The following is a 21668-nucleotide window of genomic DNA, read 5'->3' as shown; positions in this document are numbered from 1 at the left end:
CGCCCTAACAATATGAAGAGTGCCTGTTTATTGCGTGGTTACCCACACTTGCTATACCCACAATTCAAACAAGTCTGACACCCATCCATCAGCACCAGCGCCTTCGTATTGCACTTGGCGCACAAGGTCGCCCCCGGCGGGAACCCATTGCTTGAATCGCTAGCGACCGTATCGGCGGCAGCGGACGCCGCAGCGCCACCCACCGGCGCCACCTGGCTCACGTCACCGTTTTTTTTTGCCGCGCCAGCCTCATAGGCAGCGCGTTTCTCGGCAATCAACCGCTTGGTCGACTCATCCATCTCCGGATCGTGGATCAGGCCGATGGTCTTCATATGCTGCTCGATCACCGCGCCGATCTCGGCGACGATGCTGGGCATGTAGATGCCGCCGGGCTTGAAGTAGCCGCCGCGGGGGTCGAACACCGCTTTCATCTCTTCCACCAGGAAGGTGACGTCGCCGCCCTTGCGGAACACGGCGGAGATGATGCGGGTGAGCGCGACGATCCACTGGAAGTGGTCCATGTTCTTCGAGTTGATGAAGATCTCGAAGGGGCGGCGCTGCTCGTGGGGCGTGCCGGCGTTGAGCACGATGTCGTTGACGGTGACGTACAACGCATGCTCGAACAGCGGCGACTTGATCTTGTAGGTGGAGCCGACGAGCGTGTCGGGGCGCTCCAGGCTCTCGTGCATCTGGATGACTTCCGCCTTGGGCGCCTCTTTAGGCGCGGCGGGAGCGGCGGCTACTGCGGGCGCGGCCTTGTCCTCGGGCTTGACGACGTTGTAGCCCTTGATCTTCTTTTCGATCTTGATCGCCATGGGGATGCTTCTTTTTTCAGTGTTGGCGGGAGAACGGTGGCGCGCAGGAGCCTTGAAACGGCACCGGCCCGGCGCGAACGCCGGGCCGGTACGCGGTACGGCTTACTTCTTCTTGCGGGCGACCTTCTTGGCCGGCTTGCGCGCGGACTTGACGGCTGCCTTCTTGCTGGCAGTGGACCTCTTGACCGCCTTCTTGGCGACCTTCTTACCTGCGGCCTTCTTGGCCGTCTTCTTCACGGCCTTTTTGGCCGTCTTCTTGCTGCTGACCTTCTTTGCAGCCTTGCGGGCCGTCTTCTTCACGGCCTTCTTGGCGGTCTTCTTGGCGCCGGCCTTCTTGACCGCCTTCTTGGCGACCTTCTTGGCAGCGGCTTTCTTGACGGCCTTCTTGGCCGTCTTCTTGGCGCCAGCCTTCTTCACCGCCTTCTTGGCGGCTTTCTTGGCAGTCTTCTTGCCTGCGGCTTTCTTCGCAGCCTTCTTGACGGCCTTCTTAGCCGCCTTCTTGGCCGGAGCGGCCTTCTTGGCAGCCTTCTTGGCCGTCTTGCGCGCCTTCTTGGGGGCGGCCGGGGCTTCGGCAGCAGCCGGGACTTCCGGCGCGGCCGGGGTGGCAATCGAATCGAAATCGGTATCAATGGACATCTGGGTTTCCCCTCCGACGTGAGTTCAGTACTTGGCGTGGGCCTGCGTGTATCAAGGCGTCAAAACAGCTCACCGGGCACAGGCCGACGGTTGCAAAGCAACCGCCGGCCTTTACTCAGAACTTGCCGTAATAGCCTTCCTTCAAGGCATCAAAAAGGTTTGCGGCGGTATGCAGCTCCCCGTCGTATTCCACTTCTTCGTTGCCTTTCAGTTCGATAACGCTACCGTCTTCCAATTCGAAGCGGTAGAGGGTGCTCTCAAGATCGGCTTCCTTCACGAGCACACCCTGGAATGCGGCAGGGTTGAAACGGAAGGTGGTGCAGCCTTTGAGGCCCTGTTTATAGGCGTAGAAGTAGATGTCCTTGAAATCTTCGTACGGATAGTCGGTCGGCACGTTCGCGGTCTTGGAGATCGAGGAATCGATCCATTTCTGCGAGGCGGCCTGGATATCCACGTGCTCTTTGGGCGTGATGTCGTCGGCGGCGACGAAGTAATCCGGCAGCTTGGCCAGGGGGTCGTCGGTGAACGGCATGGCGGCGGCGTTGATCAGGCCGCGGTAGGCGAGCAGCTCGTAGCTGTACACCTCGACCTTTTCCTTGGTCTTGCGGCCTTCGCGGATGACATTGCGCGAATAGTGGTGGGCAAAGCTCGGCTCGATGCCGTTGCTGGCATTGTTGGCCAGCGAGAGCGAGATGGTGCCGGTGGGCGCGATCGAGCTGTGGTGGGTGAAGCGGGCGCCGACTTCGGCGAGCTCAGCCACGAGGTTGGGGGCCACCGAGGCCACGCGCTGCATGTAGCGGCTGTACTTGGCGTGCAGCACGCGGCCGGGGATGGCGTCGCCCACTTTCCAGCCGTCGGCGACCATTTCCGGGCGCTTGCGCAGCATGTCGCCGGTGACAGTGAACTCCTGGGCGAGGATCGGGGCGGGGCCCTTTTCCTTGGCCAGGTCCAGCGCCACTTCCCAGCCGGCCACGGCCATTTCGCGCGAGACGTCCTCGGTGAAGGCCACCGCGTCGGCGTTGCCGTAGCGCATCTTGAGCATGGTGATGGTGGAACCCAGCCCCAGGAAGCCCATGCCGTGGCGGCGCTTGGAGAGGATCTCGTTGCGCTGCTGTTCCAGCGGCAGGCCGTTGATCTCCACCACGTTGTCGAGCATGCGGGTGAACACCTTCACCACTTCGCGGTATTCGTCCCAGTCGAAGCGGGCTTTGGGGCCGAAGGGATCGCGCACGAAGGTGGTGAGGTTGATCGAGCCGAGCAGGCACGAGCCGTACGGCGGCAGGGGCTGCTCGCCGCAGGGGTTGGTGGCGCGGATGTGCTCGCACCACCAGTTGTTGTTCATCTCGTTGACCTTGTCGATCAGGATGAACCCGGGCTCGGCGTAGTCGTACGTCGAGACCATGATCATGTCCCACAGGTGGCGGGCGCGGATGTGGCCGTAGATCTTGCAGGCGACCAGGCCGTCCTCGCGGGACACGTAGTTCTGGTGGGTGGGCCACTCGCGCCACACGACCTGGGCCGGATCGTTGAGATCGACCTCGGTCTGTTCCTTCACGTGCACCGGGAAGACCAGCGGCCAATCCTGGTCGTGCTCCACCGCCTGCATGAAGCCGTCGGTGATGAGCAGGCTCAGGTTGAACTGGCGCAGGCGGCCGTCTTCGCGCTTGGCGCGGATGAATTCCTTCACGTCCGGATGGCTGACGTCGAACGTGCCCATCTGCGCGCCGCGGCGACCGCCGGCGGACGAGACGGTGAAGCACATCTTGTCGTAGATATCCATGAAGGACAGCGGGCCGCTGGTGTAGGCGCCAGCGCCCGAGACGTACGCGCCGCGCGGACGCAGCGTCGAGAACTCGTAGCCGATGCCGCAGCCGGCCTTCAGGGTGAGGCCCGCTTCGTGCACCTTCTCCAGGATGTCGTCCATGGAGTCGTGGATGGTGCCGGACACGGTGCAGTTGATCGTGGACGTGGCCGGCTTGTGCTCCAGCGCGCCCGCGTTGGAGGTGATGCGGCCGGCCGGAATGGCGCCGCGGCGCAGCGCCCACAGGAAGCGCTCGAACCAGTGCTGGCGCAGCTCCGGCGTGGCTTCCACTTCGGCGAGCGCGCGCGCGATGCGCTGATAGGTTTCATCGACGTTGCCGTCGACCGGCTCGCCGGTCTTGGCCTTCAGTCGGTACTTCTTGTCCCAGATGTCGTAGGACGCAGGCTGCAGCGGAATCATGGCGACGCCATCTCGATTGATTTCCGGACCCACGGCTGGTGCACGCACAGTGCTCATCGGCTTCCTGACCTCCCGGTTTGGCCTCACGGCCCCGTTGGTTTCTTCTTGTCTTGGTGTGATCGCCCGCTCGTACGTCGCTCTGTGCGAGGCCGTGCCTGACGTCCCCCTGCCGAGTCCTGAGACAGCTCCCCCTAGAGCTGTCAGCTTGGCACCAGCATTAGTTAGAGCGCCGGCGCCTATACACAAGATGTTGTGGTGCGAACGGAGGTGCAAGTTACCCCCGTGGTCGCCCGATGTCAAAGATTTTTGAGGGGGATCACATTCGGAACTGTCGGCGTCGTGCTGCGTCGAAGTGAGCGGCTTTCCGGTGGCTGTGTGGGCGTGTTTTCGGCGGGCGTGTCGGTGCGTGCCGAGACTTAAGTCAGGCTTGCCTGACACGTGCGGCGCCCTCACGCAGAGCACCGGAAAGTGATGCGCCGAGCGGCTTAAGATGCCGCCTGGCGCTGGTTACGAACCATCGCATTCATCTCGATACATCCAAACGATAGGGAGCCGTTTTCCATGTCGCATCGCCGTATCCGTCCGCTTGCTGCCCTGTTCGCCGCCCTGCTGGGCGCCGCCGTGCCGCTGGCCGGCCATGCCTCTCTGCCGCCCGCGGTGGATGGCCAGCCGCTGCCTTCGCTGGCGCCGATGCTGGAGAAGGTGACGCCGGCGGTGGTGAACATCTCGACCAAGACGCGCGTGCAGGTGCGCGATCCGTTTTTCGACGACCCGATGTTCCGCCAGTTCTTCGGCCTGCCCGGCCAGCAGCGCGAGCGGGTGGCGCAGAGCCTGGGGTCGGGTGTGATCGTGGATGCGGCCAAGGGCTACATCCTCACCAACAACCATGTGGTGGGCGGCGCGGATGACATCACGGTGAGCCTGCAGGACGGGCGCGACTTCAAGGGCAAGCTGATCGGTACCGATCCGGATACGGACGTGGCGGTGGTGCAGATCCAGGCCACGGGGCTGCAGGCGCTGCCGATCGCCGATTCCAGCAAGCTGCGCGTGGGCGATTTCGTGGTGGCGGTGGGCGACCCGTTCGGACTGAGCCAGACGGTGACATCGGGCATCGTGTCGGCACTGGGCCGCTCGGGGCTGGGCGGTACGGGCTACCAGAACTTCATCCAGACCGATGCCTCGATCAATCCCGGCAACTCCGGCGGCGCGCTGGTAAATCTGCGCGGCGAGCTGGTGGGCATCAACACGATGATCTTCTCGCCCTCGGGCGGCAACGTGGGCATCGGCTTCGCCATCCCCACCAATCTCAGCCGCGACGTGATGCAGCAGCTGATCGCACACGGCAAGGTGAGCCGCGGCAACCTGGGCGTGGAGACGCAGGACATCACCCCGCGCATCGCCCAGGTGCTGAACCTGAAGAACACCAACGGCGCGGTGGTGACGCGGGTGAGTACGGGCTCCGCCGCGGAGGGTGCGGAGATCGAGGTGGGCGACGTGATCACCGCCATCGACGGCAAGCCGCTGCGCAACGCGCAGGAGCTGCGCAACGCCGAGGGCCTGCTGCCGGTGGGCAGCTCGGTGAAGCTGACCGTGCAGCGCAACGGCACCAGCCGCGAAGTCACCGCCAAGCTCACACCGGAGAAGCTGGCCAGCGTGGATGGCGCCACGCTGGACGCGCGCCTGGCCGGGGTGACCTTCAGCGAACTGGCGCAGAACCTGCGCAGCCAGGGCGTGGCGGGCGTCGCGGTGCAGGGCGTGAAGGCCGGCAGCCGCGCCGCGCAGGCGGGGTTGAGCGAGGGGGATATCGTGATCGGCGTGGGTAATGCGCGGATTCCGAACCTGGCGACGCTGAAGCGGCTGGCGGGGGTGAAGCCGCGGCAGCTGGTGCTGGTGGTGTCAGGGGACGATGGCGTGCGGTATGTGGATGTGCGTTGAGACATTCCAACGTGAGTTCCTTCTCCCCGTCGGGGAGAAGGTGCCGGCAGGCGGATGAGGGGCGGGTGCTCGCGGTAGCGGTTCGACGGGGCGACGAGCAAAGAGGTTTTTTGGCTTCCCGCGAACGTCAGCCTCGCGCTCCGCCCGGCCCCTCACCCCAGCCCTCTCCCCGGAGGGGAGAGGGGGTAAAGGGTGCGCTGGCGTGGGGCTTTCACACTTCCGTGAAGACGCGCCACGGAACCGCGACGCGCGTCGCAACAACCCCTGATATGCACCCCGTCCGTCAGCCACCGTTTCGCCTTCTTGCGCCACGATGCCGGGTGAGGGAGATTCCGGGCGTTTTTTATGGCCCGATGACGCATCGATTCGCTTGATTGTTCTCAGGCAGCCGGATGAAATACCGCAGCTTCATCCAACGCATGCGCGCCATGACGGCAGTACGCGGTCCTTCTTAAGTCGAACCCTGGGGTTTCCCACACATATGTCCTTCCGTCTCGCACGCATCCTTTCCGTCGCCCTGTTCGGCGTCGCCGCCGTCACCGCGGTGCACGCCGCCCCCAAGGCCAAGGCCTCCACCAAGAAAGCCGCCGCGCCGGCCATCCCCACGCTGGTGTGGCGCGGCGACGTCGCCACCGCGCGCGGTCTGGTGACGGACGTGGCCAAAGCCTTCGAGAAGTCCAAGAAGGGCAAGATCGAAGTGCAGCCATTCAACACCGCCTCGGGCCTGGATGCCGTGGCCAAGGGCACGGCGGACTTCGCCGGCTCGGCCCGCGGCCCGGACGGCTCCAGCGAAGCCAGCCTGGTGTTCACGCCGGTCGCGTGGGACGCGCTGGTGATGATCACCTACCCGTCCAACCCGGTGAACAGCCTGACGCTCAAGCAGGTGCACGATATCTACTACGGCAAGGTCACCAACTGGAAGGACGTTGGCGGCAATGACGAGCCGATCAACCTGTACGCCGTGGCCAGCCCGGGCGACGGTGTGGAATACAGCCTGCGCAAGCTGCTGTTCGGCCGCGGCAGCCAGCCGGTGGCCGCGCCGCGCCTGTACGTGAATACCGCCAAGCTCGAAGAGGCGGTGACGCTGGATCCGAAGGCGCTGGGCGTGACCACGCTGGCCGGCGTCACCGGCAACCGCAAGGTGAAGGCGATCAGCATCAACGGCACGCCGCCGAGCCCGGCGACGGTGAAGGACGGCAGCTACCCGCTGTTCATCCCGGTCTACCTGATCACCAGCCAGAGCAGCCCGAAGGCTGAGCAGCTGAAGAACTTCATGGACTTCCTGGCGACCGAGCCGGCGCGCGACGTGGCGCGCAAGCACGACCTGGTGCCGTACGACGAAGCCCCGGCGCTGGCCGAGCTGGATGCGTCGCGCCGTCCGAAGATCCTGGCCGAGGTGGGCGCCCGCCCGATGCCGGTCGAGCCGACCCCGACGCCTGTCGCCGCACCGGGCGCGATGTATGCCTCGCGCGCCGCGATCTCGCCGACCTCGGAGCTGACCCAGCAGTCCAAGCAGGACATGCAGACGCGCAACGCCGAAAACGTCGAGAAGAAGGCCGAAGCCAGCGCCGCCGCCACCGCGAACGCGACCGCCGCCGCCACCTCGGCGGCCGCGGACAAGAACTACACCGTGACCAAGGGCGACACGCTGTCGGTGATCGCCAAGAAGTACTCGGTGACCGTGGCCGACCTGCGCAGCTGGAACAGCCTGAAGAACGACAACGTCCGCATCGGCCAGGTGCTGAAGGTGGGTCTCTGACCCCCTTGCGCATCCGCGCTGTCACGCTGGACCTGGACGACACGCTCTGGCCAGTACTTCCCGCGCTGGAGCGTGCCGACCGCGAGCTGGACGCCTACCTGCGCCAGCACTATCCCGACGTAGCGCGCGCATGGCCCATCCCGGCCATGCGCGCCCTGCGCGCCCAGGTGGCGCAAGAACGCCTGGACCTCGCCCACGATTTCACCGCCCAGCGCCACCTGACCATGCAGCGCGCATTCGCCGCCTGCGGCATGGACGAGGCGCCGCTGGATGTGCTGTGGGACATCTACTTCACCGCGCGCAACAGCGTGGAGTTGTACGCCGATAGCCTGCCGGCGCTCGAACGCATCACCACGACCCATCCCGTGGCCAGCCTGACCAACGGCAACGCGGACCTGGACATGATCGGCATCCGCGCGCATTTCGCGCATCACATTTGCGCGCGCGACGCCGGCGTCGCCAAGCCCGACCCGCGCATCTTTTCCACGGCGGCGGAGCGGCTGGGCGTGGCGCCCAGCGAGATCCTGCACGTGGGCGACGACCCGGTGCTGGACGTGGTCGGCGCGCGCGATGCGGGATTGCGGACGGCATGGATCAATCGTGCACGCGTGGCGTGGCCGGAAGAGCTGGGGGCGGCGCCGGATCTGGATCTGGCCGATATGGCGGCGCTGGCGGATTGGCTGGCGTTGCAAGGCGGCCCCTAGTGCCTCCCTTCTCCCCTTCGGGGAGAAGGTGCCGACAGGCGGATGAGGGGTGGGTGCTCGAGAAAGAGGTTCTACGGAGCGACTAGCTGCTCTTTTTGAGGCTCCGCTTCTACGCTCCGCCCGGCCCCTCACCCCAGCCCTCTCCCCAGAGGGGAGAGGGAGCGGCGTTGAGGGGAGAGGATGCGAAGCGGTGTCGCCGCTCCACCAAAAAGCGCGCATCATCGCGCGCTAATGTCCCGCAATCCTGGCGCGCGCCGCGCGCCGAATGGAGTCTCATGTCCCTGATCGAACGCAAAGCCGGCGACCGCCAGAGCGTCGCCATCGAAACCACCGATGCCAGCCGCCTCGCCGCGACGAAGAAGCGACTGAGCGCCGCGCAGCGGCGGTGGCTGGAGCAGACCGGCTTCGAGGGTGCGCCGGGCACGATCGCGCTGCTGGCCGACGCCAACGGCAAGCTGGCGCGCGTGCTGGCGGGTGTGGATGCGGCCGATGCGCTGAATGCGATCGCTCACCTGCCCCGCGTGCTGCCTGAAGGCACGTACTACCTGGCCGACGAGGGCGTGCTGGCCGATAAGGGCCAGGCCGCGCTGGGCTGGGCGCTGGGCGCCTACGAGTTCACCCGCTACCGCAAGGCCAGGCGCGCGCCGGCGACGCTGGCCGTGCCGGCCGCCGAGCTGAAGACGCTGACGCCGCTGGTGGAAGCGACCGCGCAGGTGCGCGACCTGGTCAACACCCCGACCGAAGACATGGGCCCCAAGCAGCTCGCCGAAGCGGTGAACCAGCTGGGCAAGGCGCACAAGGCGAAGGTGCGCGAGTGGGTGGGCGACGAACTGCTCAAGGACAACTTCCCCACCATCCACGCCGTGGGCCGCGCCAGCCACCGCTCGCCGCGCCTCGTGGAGCTGAGCTGGGGCAAGAACGGCGATCCGAAGCTGGTGGTGATCGGCAAGGGCGTGTGCTTCGACACCGGCGGTCTGGACCTGAAGCCGGCCGACGGCATGCGCTGGATGAAGAAGGATATGGGCGGCGCCGCGCACGCGATCGCGCTGGCGCGCCTGATCATGGAAGCGAAGCTGCCGGTGCGCCTGACCTTGCTGATCCCCGCGGTGGAGAACGCGGTGAGCGGCAACGCGCTGCGTCCGGGCGAAGTAGTGGTTACGCGCGCCGGCCACAGCGTGGAGATCGACAACACCGACGCCGAGGGCCGCCTGGTGCTGTGCGACGCGCTGGCCTACGCCGGCGAGCAGCAGCCGGACCTGATCGTGGACTTCGCCACGCTGACCGGCGCCGCGCGCGTGGCGCTGGGCCCGGACCTGCCGGCGCTGTTCGCCAACCGTGACGAGCTGGCCGAGCAGGCGCTGGCCGCCGGCCGTGCGACCAACGACCCGCTGTGGCGCCTGCCGCTGTGGCGGCCGTACCGGAAGATGCTGGAGTCGTACCTCGCCGACTTCGCCAACAGCGGCGCCTCGCGGCACGCCGGCGCGATCACCGCGGCGCTGTACCTGGAGCGCTTCGTGGCCGACGGCACGCCGTGGCTGCACCTGGATACCTACGCATGGAACGACGGCGACCGTCCGGGCCGCCCGCGCGGCGGCGAGGCGATGGGCCTGCGCGCGATGTTCGCGTTGCTGCAGCAACGGTACGCACCACGCTGAAGTCCGGCTCTCGTGGGAACATGGCCCGCCGATCGGCGGGCCATTTTTTTTGCGCGGTGCGGATCACATCGAGACCAGCCGCGGCATCCGCTTCTCGCGCCCCAGCTCGCGCCAGATCTCGGCCAGCACGCGCGGCTCGCGCAACAGCACTTCCTCGCTCTGGAAGCGGCGCAGGCGGTAGCCGAGCTGTTCCAGCACCGCGGCGCGGGCGGAATGGTAGGACGGTGCAGCCTTCACGCGGCCGTCGTCGATCTCCACGATCAGCCGTCCGGGAATGCACACCATGTCGACCAGATAGCCCCCGATGAGGTGATGGCGGCGGAAGCGGTAACGGACGCTGATCTCGCCTTGCAGGGCCAGCCACAGATGGCGTTCGGCGTGGAGGTAGTGATCCTGGCGGCGTTCGATCTGGCGGCGTAGGTAGTGCATGGGTCGCTCCTTGCGATGGACTGCAGGAGAGTTAGCCGCCCCGGGGCCGTGCCCCACCATCGGCCGCACGAGCCGCACGGCGTCAGCCCACACCGACAGGCAGGGCGGGCGATACGCCACGCCGCCGACGGCGCGGACCGCCATCGCGTGGGTATGACCTTCGGCGATGTCGCCCCCGGGAGTTCGCTGCCATGCTATGAGCTTTGTCCATAGGGAGCCGTCCATGCCGATCCTTCGCCCTCGCCTGCTCGCCCTGGGCCTGGCCACCCTGCTCGGCACGCACGCCGCGCTGGCCGCCGACACGCCGGCCAAGGCGCCGGAGCAGCCGCCGCTCAGCGCACAGACGCAGCGCTCCGGCGGGCCGATGCCAGCCGAGCAGAAACGGCTGAACTTCGATCATGCCGAGCTGCATTTCGCGCCGGACATCGCCAAGCAGACGCTGGACGCCACCGCCCGCCTGACCTTCAGCGCGCGCGAGGCGACGGACGTGCTGCTGCTGGACCTGGACCCCAACTTCACGATCAGCGCCATCACGCTGGACGGCAAGGCGCTGGCCAGCACGGCATGGAGCAACCCTGACGGCCGTCTGCGGATTTCCCTGACAAAGCCGCTGGCGAAGGGCGACAAGGCCACGGTGGACATTCGCTACGGCGGCAAGCCGCATGTGGCCAAGCGCGCGCCGTGGGATGGCGGCTTCGTCTGGTCCAAGACCGAGGACGGCCAGCCGTGGGTCGCCACCGCGGTGGAAGGCGAAGGCTGCGATCTGTTCTGGCCGTGCATCGACCATCCGATGGGCAAGCCGGACCTGGTGGACACCTACATCACCGTGCCCAAGTCGCTGGCCGCACCGGGCAACGGCACGCTGGTGGACATCAAGGACAAAGGCGCCAACCACATCTATCACTGGCGGGCCAAGCACCCGACGACGTACGCGATCTCGCTCAACATCGGCCCGTTCGACGTGCTCAAGGGCGACTACAAGAGCCGCTACGGCAACACCATCCCGATGCAGATGTGGTACCTGCGCGGCCACGAGGCGCAAGCCAAGCAGCTGTTCGGCGAGTTCCCGCGCATGCTGGATTTCTTCGAGGAGCAGATCGGCCCCTATCCGTTCGGCGACGAAAAGATGGGCGTGGTGGAAACGCCGCACCTGGGCATGGAGCACCAGACCATCAACGCCTACGGCAATGGCTATCCGCGCAGCGAGTTCGGTTTCGACTGGCTGCTGCAGCACGAGTTTTCCCACGAGTGGTTCGGCAACCAGGTGACCAACGCCGACTGGGACGACATGTGGATCCACGAGAGCTTCGGCACCTACATGCAGCCGCTGTACGGGCAATACCTCTACGGCGACATGCCCTACTTCGCGATGCTGCAGACCGAGCGCAGGGCAGTGATGAACACCTACCCTGTCGTGGCGGGGCGCAGCCAGTTCGAGCATGAGGTGTACGACGCCGACCACGGGCCGGGCAACGACATCTACTACAAGGGCTCGCTGATGCTGCACACGCTGCGGCAGCTGATCGGCGACAAGGCGTTCTTCGAGACGGTGCGCCAGCTGGTGTACGGGCGGATGGACCCGAAGCCCGGCAATTTCGCGCCGCATTACGCGACTACGCGCGACTACATCGACATCGTGAATCAGGTGACGGGCAAGGACCTGCGCTGGTTCTTCGACGTGTACCTGTACGAAGCCGCGCTGCCGGCGCTGGACGTCAAGCACGAGGGCGACACGCTGACGGTGCGCTGGAAAGTGCCGCACGACAAGCCGTTCCCGCTGCCCGTGGAAGTACAGGTGGGCGACACCTTGCACACGCTGCCGATGACCAACGGCAGCGGCACGCTGGCGGCGCCAGCCGGCGCACTGGTGATCGTCGATCCGCGCAGCAAGGTGCTGCGCGAGCTGCCGCATATTCCGGAGTTCCAGCAGTGGCGGAAGGAGCAGATGGAGAAGGACAAGAAGAAGGCGGCGGAGAAGAAGGGCTGAGCTTCGCTGCCTTGCGCGGGTTGGGGGTCGCCGGCGCGGCTCACCCCAACCGGCGTCGGGACTCACGGGGGCGGCAGGCGTTCCAGAGGTACTGGCTCCGTTGCGCCGAACAGGCGGCGCAACGTTCGGAATACCGCGCGCAGGCCGCGCACGATTTTCGGCAGCAGCCACAGCATCAGCAGCACGAACAGACCCAGCACCACCAGCAGCGCCATCGGGTGCTGCCACATCAGGTAGAACATGCCGGCCCAGGTGAGGTCTTCGCCCACGCTGGCGCCCCAGTTGCTGAAGGGCTCCGGCGAGGTATTGATGAGCGCGCGGCCGCCGGCCTTGGTCAGGTGTGTGCCCGATACCAGCGCGCCGCCGAGCAAGGCCGCGGCGGTCTGCATCGCGGGCGAGGCATCCTTGAAGACGCCCCAGGCCAGCAGCGTGCCGGCGGGGATGCGAATGAAGGTGTGGATGGCATCCCACACGCTGTCGAAGGCGGGCACCTTGTCGGCCAGGAATTCCCCGACCATCAGCACGCCGGAGATGCCGAGCATCCAGCTGTCGGCGAGCACGTCCAGGCCCGGCGGCAGATGCACATAGCCGAGGCGGCCGAGCAGGCCGGCCAGGAACACGGTGGCGTAGAGGCGGATGCCGCTGGCCCAGGCCAGGCCGCCGGCGAGCGCGACGTTCGATAACGTGTCCATGGCGGCCTCAAGCGAAAGGGGCAGCGCCTATGTACGCCCGGCGGGGCGGCAAGTCCACCTCATCCGGCGCTATACACCGGTGGTGCGTAGGGCATCCGGCCGATACCGTTGAACCAGCGCAACTTGAGATAGGCCGGCAGGCCGGTGATCAGGGTCCAGCGACTGACCGGCTGCTGGTCGTTCTTTGCGACCTGCAGCATCGCCTCGGCCGTATCGAGACCCGCGTCGGCGCGCGTTTTCATCCAGCTCACCAGGCCACGCATGGTGCCGCGGCGCTGCCGTGCCTCGCGGATGGCGTCTTCATAGGGGAAGGTGACGTCGCGGCCATGGGCGCGGAACAGCTGCTCCTGCCATACGAACAGCGCCTGCAAACGCGGGTGGTGGCTGAAATGCGGAACGATGCGCAACGGGCGCAGCAGCGAGGCCAGCGTGAGATCCGCCGCGGTGAAGCGACCGCCTGCCAGGAAACCTTCGCGTGCCAATTGACGTTCGATGGGAAGCAGCAGCGCTTCCAGTTTTTCGTAGATGCGATCTTGCCGATTGCGATGGAAGCGAAAGCGCAGGGTCAGCATCATGCCCAGCACCGGGGCGGCCAGCCGGCGCCAGCCGCGGCGAGTGAACAGGCCGCCGCAGACGTTGGGCATGAACAGCTGCGCCAGCGTCTGGGGGCATTCCATGATGAGCTGCGTATAGCCGAGGCGGCGCGCGTAGAGACCAAGCGTGGAATCGAGCCGGAGCATCCACTGCCACACCTCGTCGCGATCCGCCGGCTCGGCGGGAAACAGCCGCGGCTCCGGATAGGTGTCCTCCAGGTAGCGGATGATCGGCGAGGAATCGCTGATGGCCACGCTCGTGGCGGTGTCGTGGATCAGCGGCACCGTTTGCGGGCAGTCGAACCGCCGCATTTCCTTCTTGGTGAATGCAACGATGTCGATGCCCTGCCAGGGCAGCCGTTTGAAGTCCAAGGCCCAACGCACTTTTTCCACGTAGTGCGACCAGTGCAGCTTGTAGAGCTCGATCATGACGCCTCCCTTTGTACTGCGCCGGGATGGGGACCGTCCGTATGAACTACAAGCCAGGGCGGGGATGATCGCGAAAAAAAAAGCGGCGCTTGCGCGCCGCTTTCTGTCTTCGGTCGAACGCCGCTCAGTGGGCGCCAGGGCTCGCCGGCTGGTCCGGCGGCGAGACCGCCGCCGCCGTGGCATTGGCGGAGAAGCGGCCACCGTACGGCAGCACTTCGGAGGCCAGCTTGGCATCGCTCTTGATCAGGCCCACGGCGTCGAACAGGATGTGCGCCGTTTCGTCGAGCTGCGGATCGGCGGCCTTCTTGGCTTCCTTCTCCTGCTTGAGCTCGCTCTTGAGGCTGCGCTCGTTCGGGTTGAGGCCGTCGTCCAGGTTGTCGCGATCATCGTCGACCGAATTGCCGTCGATCGCCTTGTGACGGTTGCGGAAATCGGCCTGAAGCGCGTCCTGATCCTTGCGCTCGGTCTGACGCTGGGCAAGGTTGAGCGAGATGGCGGTCTTGTCGCGCATCTTCCGGTACTGCGCCAGCTCGTCGAGCATCAGCTTCCACGACGGCGACTTGACCACGCGCGCATCGTGCTTGGCTTGCAGCTGGCCCAGGTAGGCCTTCAGGTCCGCCACCGGCTTGTACTCCGGCGCGGGCGCGATCTGCGTCCACTGCAGCGCGTTGTCGTAGGTGGATTCGCCGAAGTCCTTCTCGTCGCCGTTCTTCGGGAAGTTGATGTCCGGCGTCACGCCCTTGAGCTGGGTGGAGCCGCCGTTGATGCGGAAGAACTCGGCGATGGTCATCTTCAGCTCGCCCAGCTGCGGCTTCTCCTTCGTGCGGCTGGCGAAGCGGTCGAGGTCGACCAGGTTCTGCACCGTGCCCTTGCCGAAGGTCGGCTGGCCGACGATCAGGCCGCGGCCGTAGTCCTGGATGGCGGCGGCGAAGATCTCCGATGCCGAGGCGGAACCGCGATTGACCAGCACCGCCATCGGGCCCGACCAGGCCATGCCCGGATCGTCGTCGCCCTGCACATCCACCTGGCCGCGCGCGTCGCGCACCTGCACGACCGGGCCCTTGTCGATGAACAGGCCGGTGAGTTCGTTGGCCTCGGTGAGCGAACCGCCGCCGTTGTTGCGCAGGTCCATGATCACGCCTTCCACGCCGGCCTGCTTGAGCTCACCCAGCAGCTTGGCGACGTCGCGCGTGGCGCTCTTGAAGTTCTTGTCGCCGTCGCGGCGCGCGCCGAAGTCCGAATAGAAGGTGGGCAGCTCGATCACGCCGATCTTGCGGCTGACGTTGCCGTCCTTGATGTCGATGATCTTCTTCTTGGCGGCCTGCTCTTCGATGCTCACCTTCTGGCGCACCAGGGTGACGATCTCGTGCTTGCCGTCCAGGCCCGCATCGGAGGGAAGGATCTCCAGCCGCACGGTGGTGTCCTTCTTGCCGCGGATGCGGTTGACCACATCGTCCAGGCGCCAGCCGATCACGTCGACCATCGGGCCGTCGGTGCCCTGGCCGATCGCCACGATGCGGTCGCCCACGTGGACCTTGCCGGACTTGGCGGCCGGACCGGCGGGCACGACCTCGCGGATGGCGGTGTATTCGTCGCGCGCCTGCAGCACCGCGCCAATGCCTTCCAGCGACAGCTTCATGGAGATGTCGAAGTTCTCCGCCGCACGCGGGCCGAGGTAGTCGGTGTGCGGGTCGGTGGACTCGGCATAGGCGTTCATGAAGGTCTGGAACGCGTCCTCGCCGTCGAGCTGGCGCACGCGCTCGATGTAGCTGGCGTAGCGCTTGTCCAGCGTCTTGCGGATTTCATCGTCGCTCTTGCCGGCGAGCTTCAGGCGCAGCCAGTCGTTGGTGGTGCGCTGGCGCCACAGGGTGTCGAGCTCGGCCTGGTCCTTGGGCCAGTCGGCCTTCTTGCGGTCGTAGGTGTAGCTCTCGTTGGTATTGAGATCCACGCCCTTCTTCAGCAGCTCGCGCGCATAGCTCATGCGGTCGACCGCGCGCTGGATGTAGAGGTTGAACACCGAGAACGGACCGGACAGGTCCTGGTTCCAGATCGCGTCGTCGAACTGCGACTTCAGCGGCGCGAACTTGGCCATGTCGGCCTGGGTGAAGAACACCTTCTCGCTGTCGAGCGAATCGAAGTAGGCCTTGTAGATCTTGGCCGACATCGCGTCGTCGAGCGGCTGGGCGTCGTAGTGGAAGCGCGTGAGAAAGCGCGCGGACAGCTGCGCGGCCTGCGCCTGCGTGAGCGAAGGCTTGAGCGGCAGCGAGGAAGCCTTGCGGCCGGTGGTGCCCGCGCCGAGGTCGGCGGCAGACTGCGCTTGCGCGCCGCCGACGGTGAAGGCGAGCAGCAGCGCGAGCGAGACGGTACGCAGTTTCATGAGTTTCTCTTTAGGCATGCTCGGTGACACCGGCGGCGTGGGCCTGAAGGTCGGCGTGGTAGGACGAACGCACCAGCGGGCCGGAGGCGACGTGGCCGAAGCCCATCGCCTCGCCAGCTTCGCGCAGCGCGTCGAATTCTTCCGGCGTCCAGTAGCGCACCACGGGGTGGTGATGTGGCGTGGGCTGCAGGTACTGGCCGATGGTGATCATGTCCACGTCATGGGCGCGTAGATCCCGCATCGTTTCCAGCACCTGGTCCATGGTCTCGCCCAGGCCCAGCATGATGCCGGACTTGGTCGGCACGTCCGGATGCTGCGCCTTGAAGCGCTTGAGCAGATCCAGCGACCACTGGTAGTCGGCGCCCGGGCGCACCTCGCGATAGAGGTGCGGGACGGTTTCCAGGTTGTGGTTGAACACGTCCGGCGGGAAGTCCTTGAGCACCTCGAGCGCGCGCTCCATGCGGCCCTTGCCGCGGAAGTCGGGCGTGAGGATCTCGATCTTGATGTTCGGGCTGGCGTGGCGTGTCGCGCGGATGCATGCGGCGAAATGCTCGGCACCGCCGTCGCGCAGGTCGTCGCGGTCCACCGAGGTGATGACCACGTACTTCAGCCGCATGTCGCGGATGGTCTCGGCCAGACGCGCGGGCTCGAGCGGATCCGGTGCCGCCGGACGACCATGGGCCACGTCGCAGAACGAGCAGCGGCGGGTGCACACCTCGCCGAGGATCATGAAGGTGGCCGTGCCCTTGCTGAAGCACTCGTGGATGTTCGGGCAGGAGGCTTCCTCGCACACCGTGACCAGCGCGTTCTCGCGCAGACGCGCCTTGAGCTGCTGCACGGCGTTGCCTTGCGGCAGGCGCACGCGAATCCAGCTGGGTTTGCGCAGGGCCGGCGTATCGGTGTCGAAGCCGGCGCGGTTGCGCGCGATCTTGTCGTTGCCCAGTTGCTTCTCGACCGCGGGCGTGCCGCTGACGACGCTGATCGGGATGACCTTGGAGGGAGACATTTCGCTCATGTAGGCAAGCTCAGACCGCTACGCGAGCGGGGAGTTCGGGAAGGACGGGAGCGGCGGGCTCGGCCGTGAAATCGAACTGGCGGCAGAACTCTTCCACCAATGCGTCTTCCACTTCCGCCAGCCGCGACGGACCGCCCAAGTCTAGCACCTGGGTGACGGCCAAACCCTTGTAGCCACAAGGGTTGATGCGGTGGTAAGGCTCCAGGTCCATGTCGACGTTGAAGGCCAGCCCGTGGAAGCTGCAGCCGCGGCGCACGCGCAGGCCCAGGGCGGCCACCTTGGCGCCGGCCACGTAGACGCCAGGGGCCCCTTCCAGGCGCTCGGCGCCGATATTCCAGTGGCCCAGGGTGTCGATAATGGATTGCTCGATCTTGTTGACCATCTCGCGCACGCCCACGCCGGCACGACGCAGATCGATCAGCGGATAGCCCACGATCTGGCCGGGGCCGTGGTAGGTGACCTGGCCGCCGCGATCCACCGGCACCACCGGGATGTCGCCCGGCGTCAGCACGTGCTCCATCTTGCCGGCCTGGCCGAGGGTGAATACCGGGTCGTGTTCCAGCAGCCAGAGCTCGTCGATGGTGTCGGGGCCGCGCTGGTCGGTGAAGGCGCTCATGGCCTTCCAGGTCGCCTCGTAGGGCTGGCGGCCGAGGCGGCGGATTTTCAACGGCTGGGACATGGGGAAACCGGAAAAACGAGGGGTTGGATGAACGTGCGGCCAGCGGCCCGGGCTTGCAAGGTGCCGGAGCACGGTCTCCGCGGCGCGGATACTGTGCGGACCCAAAACGGCGGCGGGCCGGAAAACCCGGCCCGCCGCGCGCGTTCAGAGGGTGAAGCGGATGTCCGGATCCGCACGCAGGGTGGCGTGGGCCAGGTCGTACTGCTCACGCGTGTCGCAGCGGAAGCTGACCGTCACCGAGAGGAAATTGCCCTCGCGGGACTGGCGATGCTTCACGGTCTCGTGCAGCACGTGCAGCCCGATGCTTTCGAGGATCGCCGGGACCCGCTTGGGCAGGTCGGCGCCGGCGTTGCCCATGGCGGTGATCTCGAACTCGCCCGGGAACTGGAAGCCCTGGCCTTCGTTCTGCGGCTGGATCGAATCTATGTCCTGCATCGCGCTACCTCACTTCTTCGCTTCGTCAGGCTTTTTGTCGCTGTGGAACCACAGCATGATGCTGTCCCACAGGCGGCCGAAGAAGCCGGCCTGGGGCGCGTCCTCCAGCGCCACCAGGGGCAGGTTCTGGACCGGCTGCCCGTCCAGGGTAATACGCAGCGTGCCGACCTGCTGGCCCTTGGTGAACGGGGCGATCAGGGTGGCGGGCACGTCCACGTCAGCCTTCAGCTTCTCGTAGTCGCCGCGCTTGACGGTGACCAGCACGTTCTCGGCCACGCCCAGCGGCAGCTCGCTCGGCTTGCCCTTCCACAGACGCGGCGTCGCCAGCGGCTTGTTGGCGTCATAGAGCTTGTGGGTCTCGTAGAAGCGGAACCCGTAGTTCATCAGCGCCAGCGCGGCATCGGCGCGCGCCTTCTCGCTGCTGGCGCCCATCACGATGGCGATCATGCGCGCCTCGCCCTGCTTGGCCGAGGCGGCCAGACAGAAACCGGCGGCCGCGGTGTGGCCGGTCTTGATGCCGTCGACACTGGGATCGCGCCACAACAGCAGGTTGCGGTTGTGCTGCTTGATGCCGTTCCACTCGAAGTCCTTCACGGCGGAGATGGCGTAGTCCTCCGGGAAGTCGTGAATCAACGCGCGCGACAGGATCGCGATGTCGCGGGCGGTGGTGTAGTGGTTGGCGATGGGATAGCCGGAGGCGTTCTGGAAGTTGGAATTCACCATGCCCAGCTGCTTGGCGTAGGCATTCATCAGGTTGGCGAACGCGCCTTCGGAACCGGCGGTGTGCTCGGCCAGGGCGATGGCGGCGTCGTTGCCGGACTGGATGATCATGCCGGACAGCAGATCCTTCAGCGGCACCTGGCTGTTGAGCTTGAGGAAGCTGGTGGAGCCGTCGGTGCCGGCGCCGCCGCTGCGCCAGGCGTTCTCGCTGATGGTGACCTGGTCGTTCATGTGGATCTTGCCGTTGGCGATCTCGGCGGACACCACGTAATCGGTCATCACTTTGGTGATCGAGGCCGGCTCCAGGCGGACGTCCGGATCCTTGGCGGCGAGCACCTGGCCGGTGGCGTAATCCATCAGCACCCAGCTCTTGCCGTCCACATCCGGCGGCGGCGGCACCGGCGCTTCGGCCACCACCGGCCGCGGCACGGGCGCCGGCTTGGGTGGGGTCTGCTGGGCGACAGCGGCGGTGCCCATCACCAGGGCGGCGACGGCGAGCGGGGCGAGGGTACGGCGGAGAAGGTTCATCGTTCTGTGCAATCCGGTCTTGATGTGGCTGGCGCCGGAGCGCCGAAAAGGAAAAGTGTCAGTCTACCGCGACCTGCGGGCGCGGCAGGCCCATGTTCTCGATCTTGGCGGTCACCTGGTCGGCGCTGTCGACGTCGGCAAGCGGCCCCACGCGCACGCGCCGCACACTGCGGCCGTTGATCTGCGCATCGACCACCTGGACCGGCGCAAAGTTCGCCGAACGCAGCTGGCGCGCCACGCGTTCGGCATTGGCGCCGTCGGCAAACGCGCCCACCTGCAGGTAGATGCCGGGCTTGGGCGCGCCGGCGGCGACCGGCGGCGGTGGCGGCGGCAGGTCCTGCAAGGGCTCACCTGGCGTGATGGCACGCACCTCGACCAGGCCAGTGCCCTTGGGATACACGCCGATCTTCACGGCGGCGGCGAAGGAGAGGTCGATCAGGCGGTTGTCGTGGAACGGGCCGCGATCGTTGATACGCACGATCACGCTCTTGCCATTGTCCAGGTTGGTGACGCGCGCGTAGCTGGGCAGCGGCAGCGTCTTGTGCGCGGCGCTGAACTGGTACATGTCGTATTCCTCGAGGCTCGAGGTCTTGTACCCGTGGAACTTGTTGCCGTAGAACGACGCGATGCCGCGCTCCACGTAGCCGCTGGCGCTGGGCAGCACGGTATAGGTCTGGCCGAGCACCGAGTACGGGGACTTGTTGCCATAGAGTGCGCGCGGCTCGACCTTGGGCACGGGCTCAACCAGCTTGCTGATGTCCGGCGGCGGCCCATCCGGCACGCTGTCCGCGTTATCGCGATAGCGACTGCTCTGGGGACGCGTGACATCGTCGCTGATGCCGCCGCGGCGGCTGCCATCGCTCGACCGAGTCGCGCCGCCAGCACTGCGGCCAGGCGTGTAGCCGCCTCCCGACTTGGCTGGGCGCGGCTTGCTGCCGCTGCACCCGACCAGCGCCAACGCGGTGATCGCCAGCAGCGACAGCGCTAGCGCGCGATGCCTCATCGCGTGGCCTCATGCTCCCGCACGCCCTCGGCGATGGCCTGCGCCAGCTGGTGCACGGCCAATGCGTAGAGCGGACTGCGGTTGTAGCGAGTGATCACGTAGAAGTTCTGGAAGGTGAACCAGTATTCGGTGCCCGCCGGCCCTTCCAGGCTCTGCAGGCTGCTGGGCAGACCCGGATCCAGCGGCGTCAATGGTGCATAGCCCCAGGCCATGAGCTGCTCCAGCGGCCACTGGGGCTTGGAGTCCTTGACCTGGATAGGCCGCGGCGCGGCATCGGGTTGCGCGCGCGCCACCACCGGCGCGCCGGTGACCCAGCCGTGCTTGGCGAAATAGTTGGCGACGCTGCCAAGGATATCCGGCAGCGAATCGTGCAGATCGATGTGTCCGTCGCCGTCCTCGTCCACGCCGAAGTCGCGGACGCTCGAAGGCATGAACTGACCCCAGCCCTGCGCGCCGGCATAGGAGCCGGTGAGCGTATCCAGCGGACCGCCGAGCATGCGGTCCGGCAGACTCAGCAGCACCTTCAGCTGCTCGCGGAAAAACGTCGCGCGCGGCGGGTAATACAGACCGAGCGTGACCAGCGCATCGAGCACTTTGTACTTGCCGGTATTGCGGCCGTAGAAGGTTTCGACGCCGACGATGGCCACGATGTATTCCGGCGCCACGCCGTATTGGCGGCCGATGCGTTCGAGCAGGTCGCGGTGCTCCAGATAGAACGCGACGCCGTCGTTGATGCGCTTGTCGGTGACAAAGATGGGCCGGTAGTCCTTCCAGGGCTTGGCCTCGGCCGGACGGCTGATCGCATCGAGGATGCTCTGCTGCTTCTTCGCGCCATCCAGCAAGCGGTTCAGCGCGGCGGGATCCTTGCCGGTTTCCTTGGCCACCTCATTGATCAGCTGTGCCTGTCCGGGATGAGTATCGGCCCATGCCGGCATCGCGGCAGCGGCAAGAGTGAAACCCAGGGCGGCAATCCATTGCAGGGGACGAGGCATGGCGATCTCGGTCATCAGGCTACTTCGCTGGCGAAAAACTTATTGCCATAAGGCATGCGCGCAG

General features: G+C 66.3%; 18 protein-coding genes. 5 read left to right on the top strand and 13 right to left on the bottom strand.

Features of this window, described 5'->3' with window-relative positions; all coding sequences use genetic code 11:
• Positions 1–38: 38 nt before the first annotated feature.
• The 3 genes from ACNR9O_RS00145 to ACNR9O_RS00135 form a co-directional block, all read right to left on the bottom strand.
• Positions 39–815, bottom strand: a complete 777-nt coding sequence (locus ACNR9O_RS00145) for a TSCPD domain-containing protein (protein ID WP_473684157.1) — start codon at positions 813–815, stop codon at positions 39–41.
• 102 nt (positions 816–917) lie between these two features.
• On the bottom strand, positions 918–1451 hold the full coding sequence (locus ACNR9O_RS00140; RefSeq protein ID WP_473684159.1) for a hypothetical protein: 534 nt from the start codon (positions 1449–1451) through the stop codon (positions 918–920).
• A 115-nt stretch (positions 1452–1566) separates the two neighbouring features.
• A complete protein-coding gene (locus ACNR9O_RS00135) occupies positions 1567–3729 on the bottom strand; it encodes an adenosylcobalamin-dependent ribonucleoside-diphosphate reductase (protein ID WP_473684161.1) in 2163 nt (720 codons plus the stop codon).
• Between the two features lie 504 nt (positions 3730–4233).
• Here ACNR9O_RS00135 and ACNR9O_RS00130 point away from each other — a divergent pair.
• From ACNR9O_RS00130 to ACNR9O_RS00115, 4 genes are all read left to right on the top strand, one after another.
• The gene (locus ACNR9O_RS00130) at positions 4234–5607 is read left to right on the top strand and encodes a DegQ family serine endoprotease (RefSeq protein ID WP_473684163.1); all 1374 of its coding nucleotides are present in this window, start codon (positions 4234–4236) and stop codon (positions 5605–5607) included.
• Between the two features lie 481 nt (positions 5608–6088).
• Positions 6089–7366 carry a LysM peptidoglycan-binding domain-containing protein gene (locus ACNR9O_RS00125; RefSeq protein ID WP_473684165.1) on the top strand — a complete coding sequence of 426 codons (1278 nt, stop codon included), beginning with the start codon at positions 6089–6091 and terminating at the stop codon, positions 7364–7366.
• Between the two features lie 5 nt (positions 7367–7371).
• Complete coding sequence (locus ACNR9O_RS00120) at positions 7372–8070, top strand: HAD family hydrolase (RefSeq protein WP_473684167.1); 699 nt, start codon at positions 7372–7374, stop codon at positions 8068–8070.
• A gap of 275 nt (positions 8071–8345) precedes the next feature.
• Entirely contained in the window at positions 8346–9725 is a 1380-nt protein-coding gene (locus ACNR9O_RS00115) for a leucyl aminopeptidase family protein (protein ID WP_473684169.1), read from the top strand.
• 63 nt (positions 9726–9788) lie between these two features.
• On the opposite strand, the gene ACNR9O_RS00110 is transcribed toward ACNR9O_RS00115, so the two are convergent.
• A complete protein-coding gene (locus tag ACNR9O_RS00110; RefSeq protein ID WP_473684171.1) occupies positions 9789–10154 on the bottom strand; it encodes a DUF559 domain-containing protein in 366 nt (121 codons plus the stop codon).
• A gap of 223 nt (positions 10155–10377) precedes the next feature.
• Between ACNR9O_RS00110 and ACNR9O_RS00105 the strand changes: the two genes are divergently transcribed.
• Positions 10378–12141, top strand: a complete 1764-nt coding sequence (locus ACNR9O_RS00105) for a M1 family metallopeptidase (protein WP_473684173.1) — start codon at positions 10378–10380, stop codon at positions 12139–12141.
• 62 nt (positions 12142–12203) lie between these two features.
• Here the strand turns inward: ACNR9O_RS00105 and ACNR9O_RS00100 are convergent, their stop codons facing one another.
• From ACNR9O_RS00100 to mltB, 9 genes are all read right to left on the bottom strand, one after another.
• Positions 12204–12833: a DUF4126 domain-containing protein gene (locus ACNR9O_RS00100; protein WP_473684174.1), complete on the bottom strand. Its 630-nt coding sequence runs from the start codon at positions 12831–12833 to the stop codon at positions 12204–12206.
• A gap of 59 nt (positions 12834–12892) precedes the next feature.
• Entirely contained in the window at positions 12893–13855 is a 963-nt protein-coding gene (locus ACNR9O_RS00095; protein ID WP_473684175.1) for a glutathione S-transferase family protein, read from the bottom strand.
• Positions 13856–13979: 124 nt separating this feature from the next.
• Positions 13980–16232 carry a carboxy terminal-processing peptidase gene (locus tag ACNR9O_RS00090; protein ID WP_473684177.1) on the bottom strand — a complete coding sequence of 751 codons (2253 nt, stop codon included), beginning with the start codon at positions 16230–16232 and terminating at the stop codon, positions 13980–13982.
• Between the two features lie 10 nt (positions 16233–16242).
• Positions 16243–17247 carry a lipoyl synthase gene (lipA, locus tag ACNR9O_RS00085; RefSeq protein WP_473684179.1) on the bottom strand — a complete coding sequence of 335 codons (1005 nt, stop codon included), beginning with the start codon at positions 17245–17247 and terminating at the stop codon, positions 16243–16245.
• 10 nt (positions 17248–17257) lie between these two features.
• Entirely contained in the window at positions 17258–17926 is a 669-nt protein-coding gene (gene lipB, locus ACNR9O_RS00080) for a lipoyl(octanoyl) transferase LipB (RefSeq protein WP_473684181.1), read from the bottom strand.
• A gap of 144 nt (positions 17927–18070) precedes the next feature.
• The gene (locus ACNR9O_RS00075; protein ID WP_473684183.1) at positions 18071–18361 is read right to left on the bottom strand and encodes a YbeD family protein; all 291 of its coding nucleotides are present in this window, start codon (positions 18359–18361) and stop codon (positions 18071–18073) included.
• 9 nt (positions 18362–18370) lie between these two features.
• A complete protein-coding gene (locus tag ACNR9O_RS00070; RefSeq protein ID WP_473684185.1) occupies positions 18371–19609 on the bottom strand; it encodes a D-alanyl-D-alanine carboxypeptidase family protein in 1239 nt (412 codons plus the stop codon).
• Positions 19610–19667: 58 nt separating this feature from the next.
• Entirely contained in the window at positions 19668–20612 is a 945-nt protein-coding gene (locus ACNR9O_RS00065) for a septal ring lytic transglycosylase RlpA family protein (RefSeq protein WP_473684187.1), read from the bottom strand.
• Positions 20609–21619 carry a lytic murein transglycosylase B gene (gene mltB / locus ACNR9O_RS00060; RefSeq protein ID WP_473700690.1) on the bottom strand — a complete coding sequence of 337 codons (1011 nt, stop codon included), beginning with the start codon at positions 21617–21619 and terminating at the stop codon, positions 20609–20611. The genes ACNR9O_RS00065 and mltB overlap by 4 nt, the downstream gene beginning before the upstream one ends.
• Between the last annotated feature and the right edge of the window lie 49 nt (positions 21620–21668).

The sequence above is a fragment of the Dyella sp. CR10 genome (genome assembly GCF_055814425.1).
This window is presented reverse-complemented; position numbering and strand designations above follow the sequence as displayed.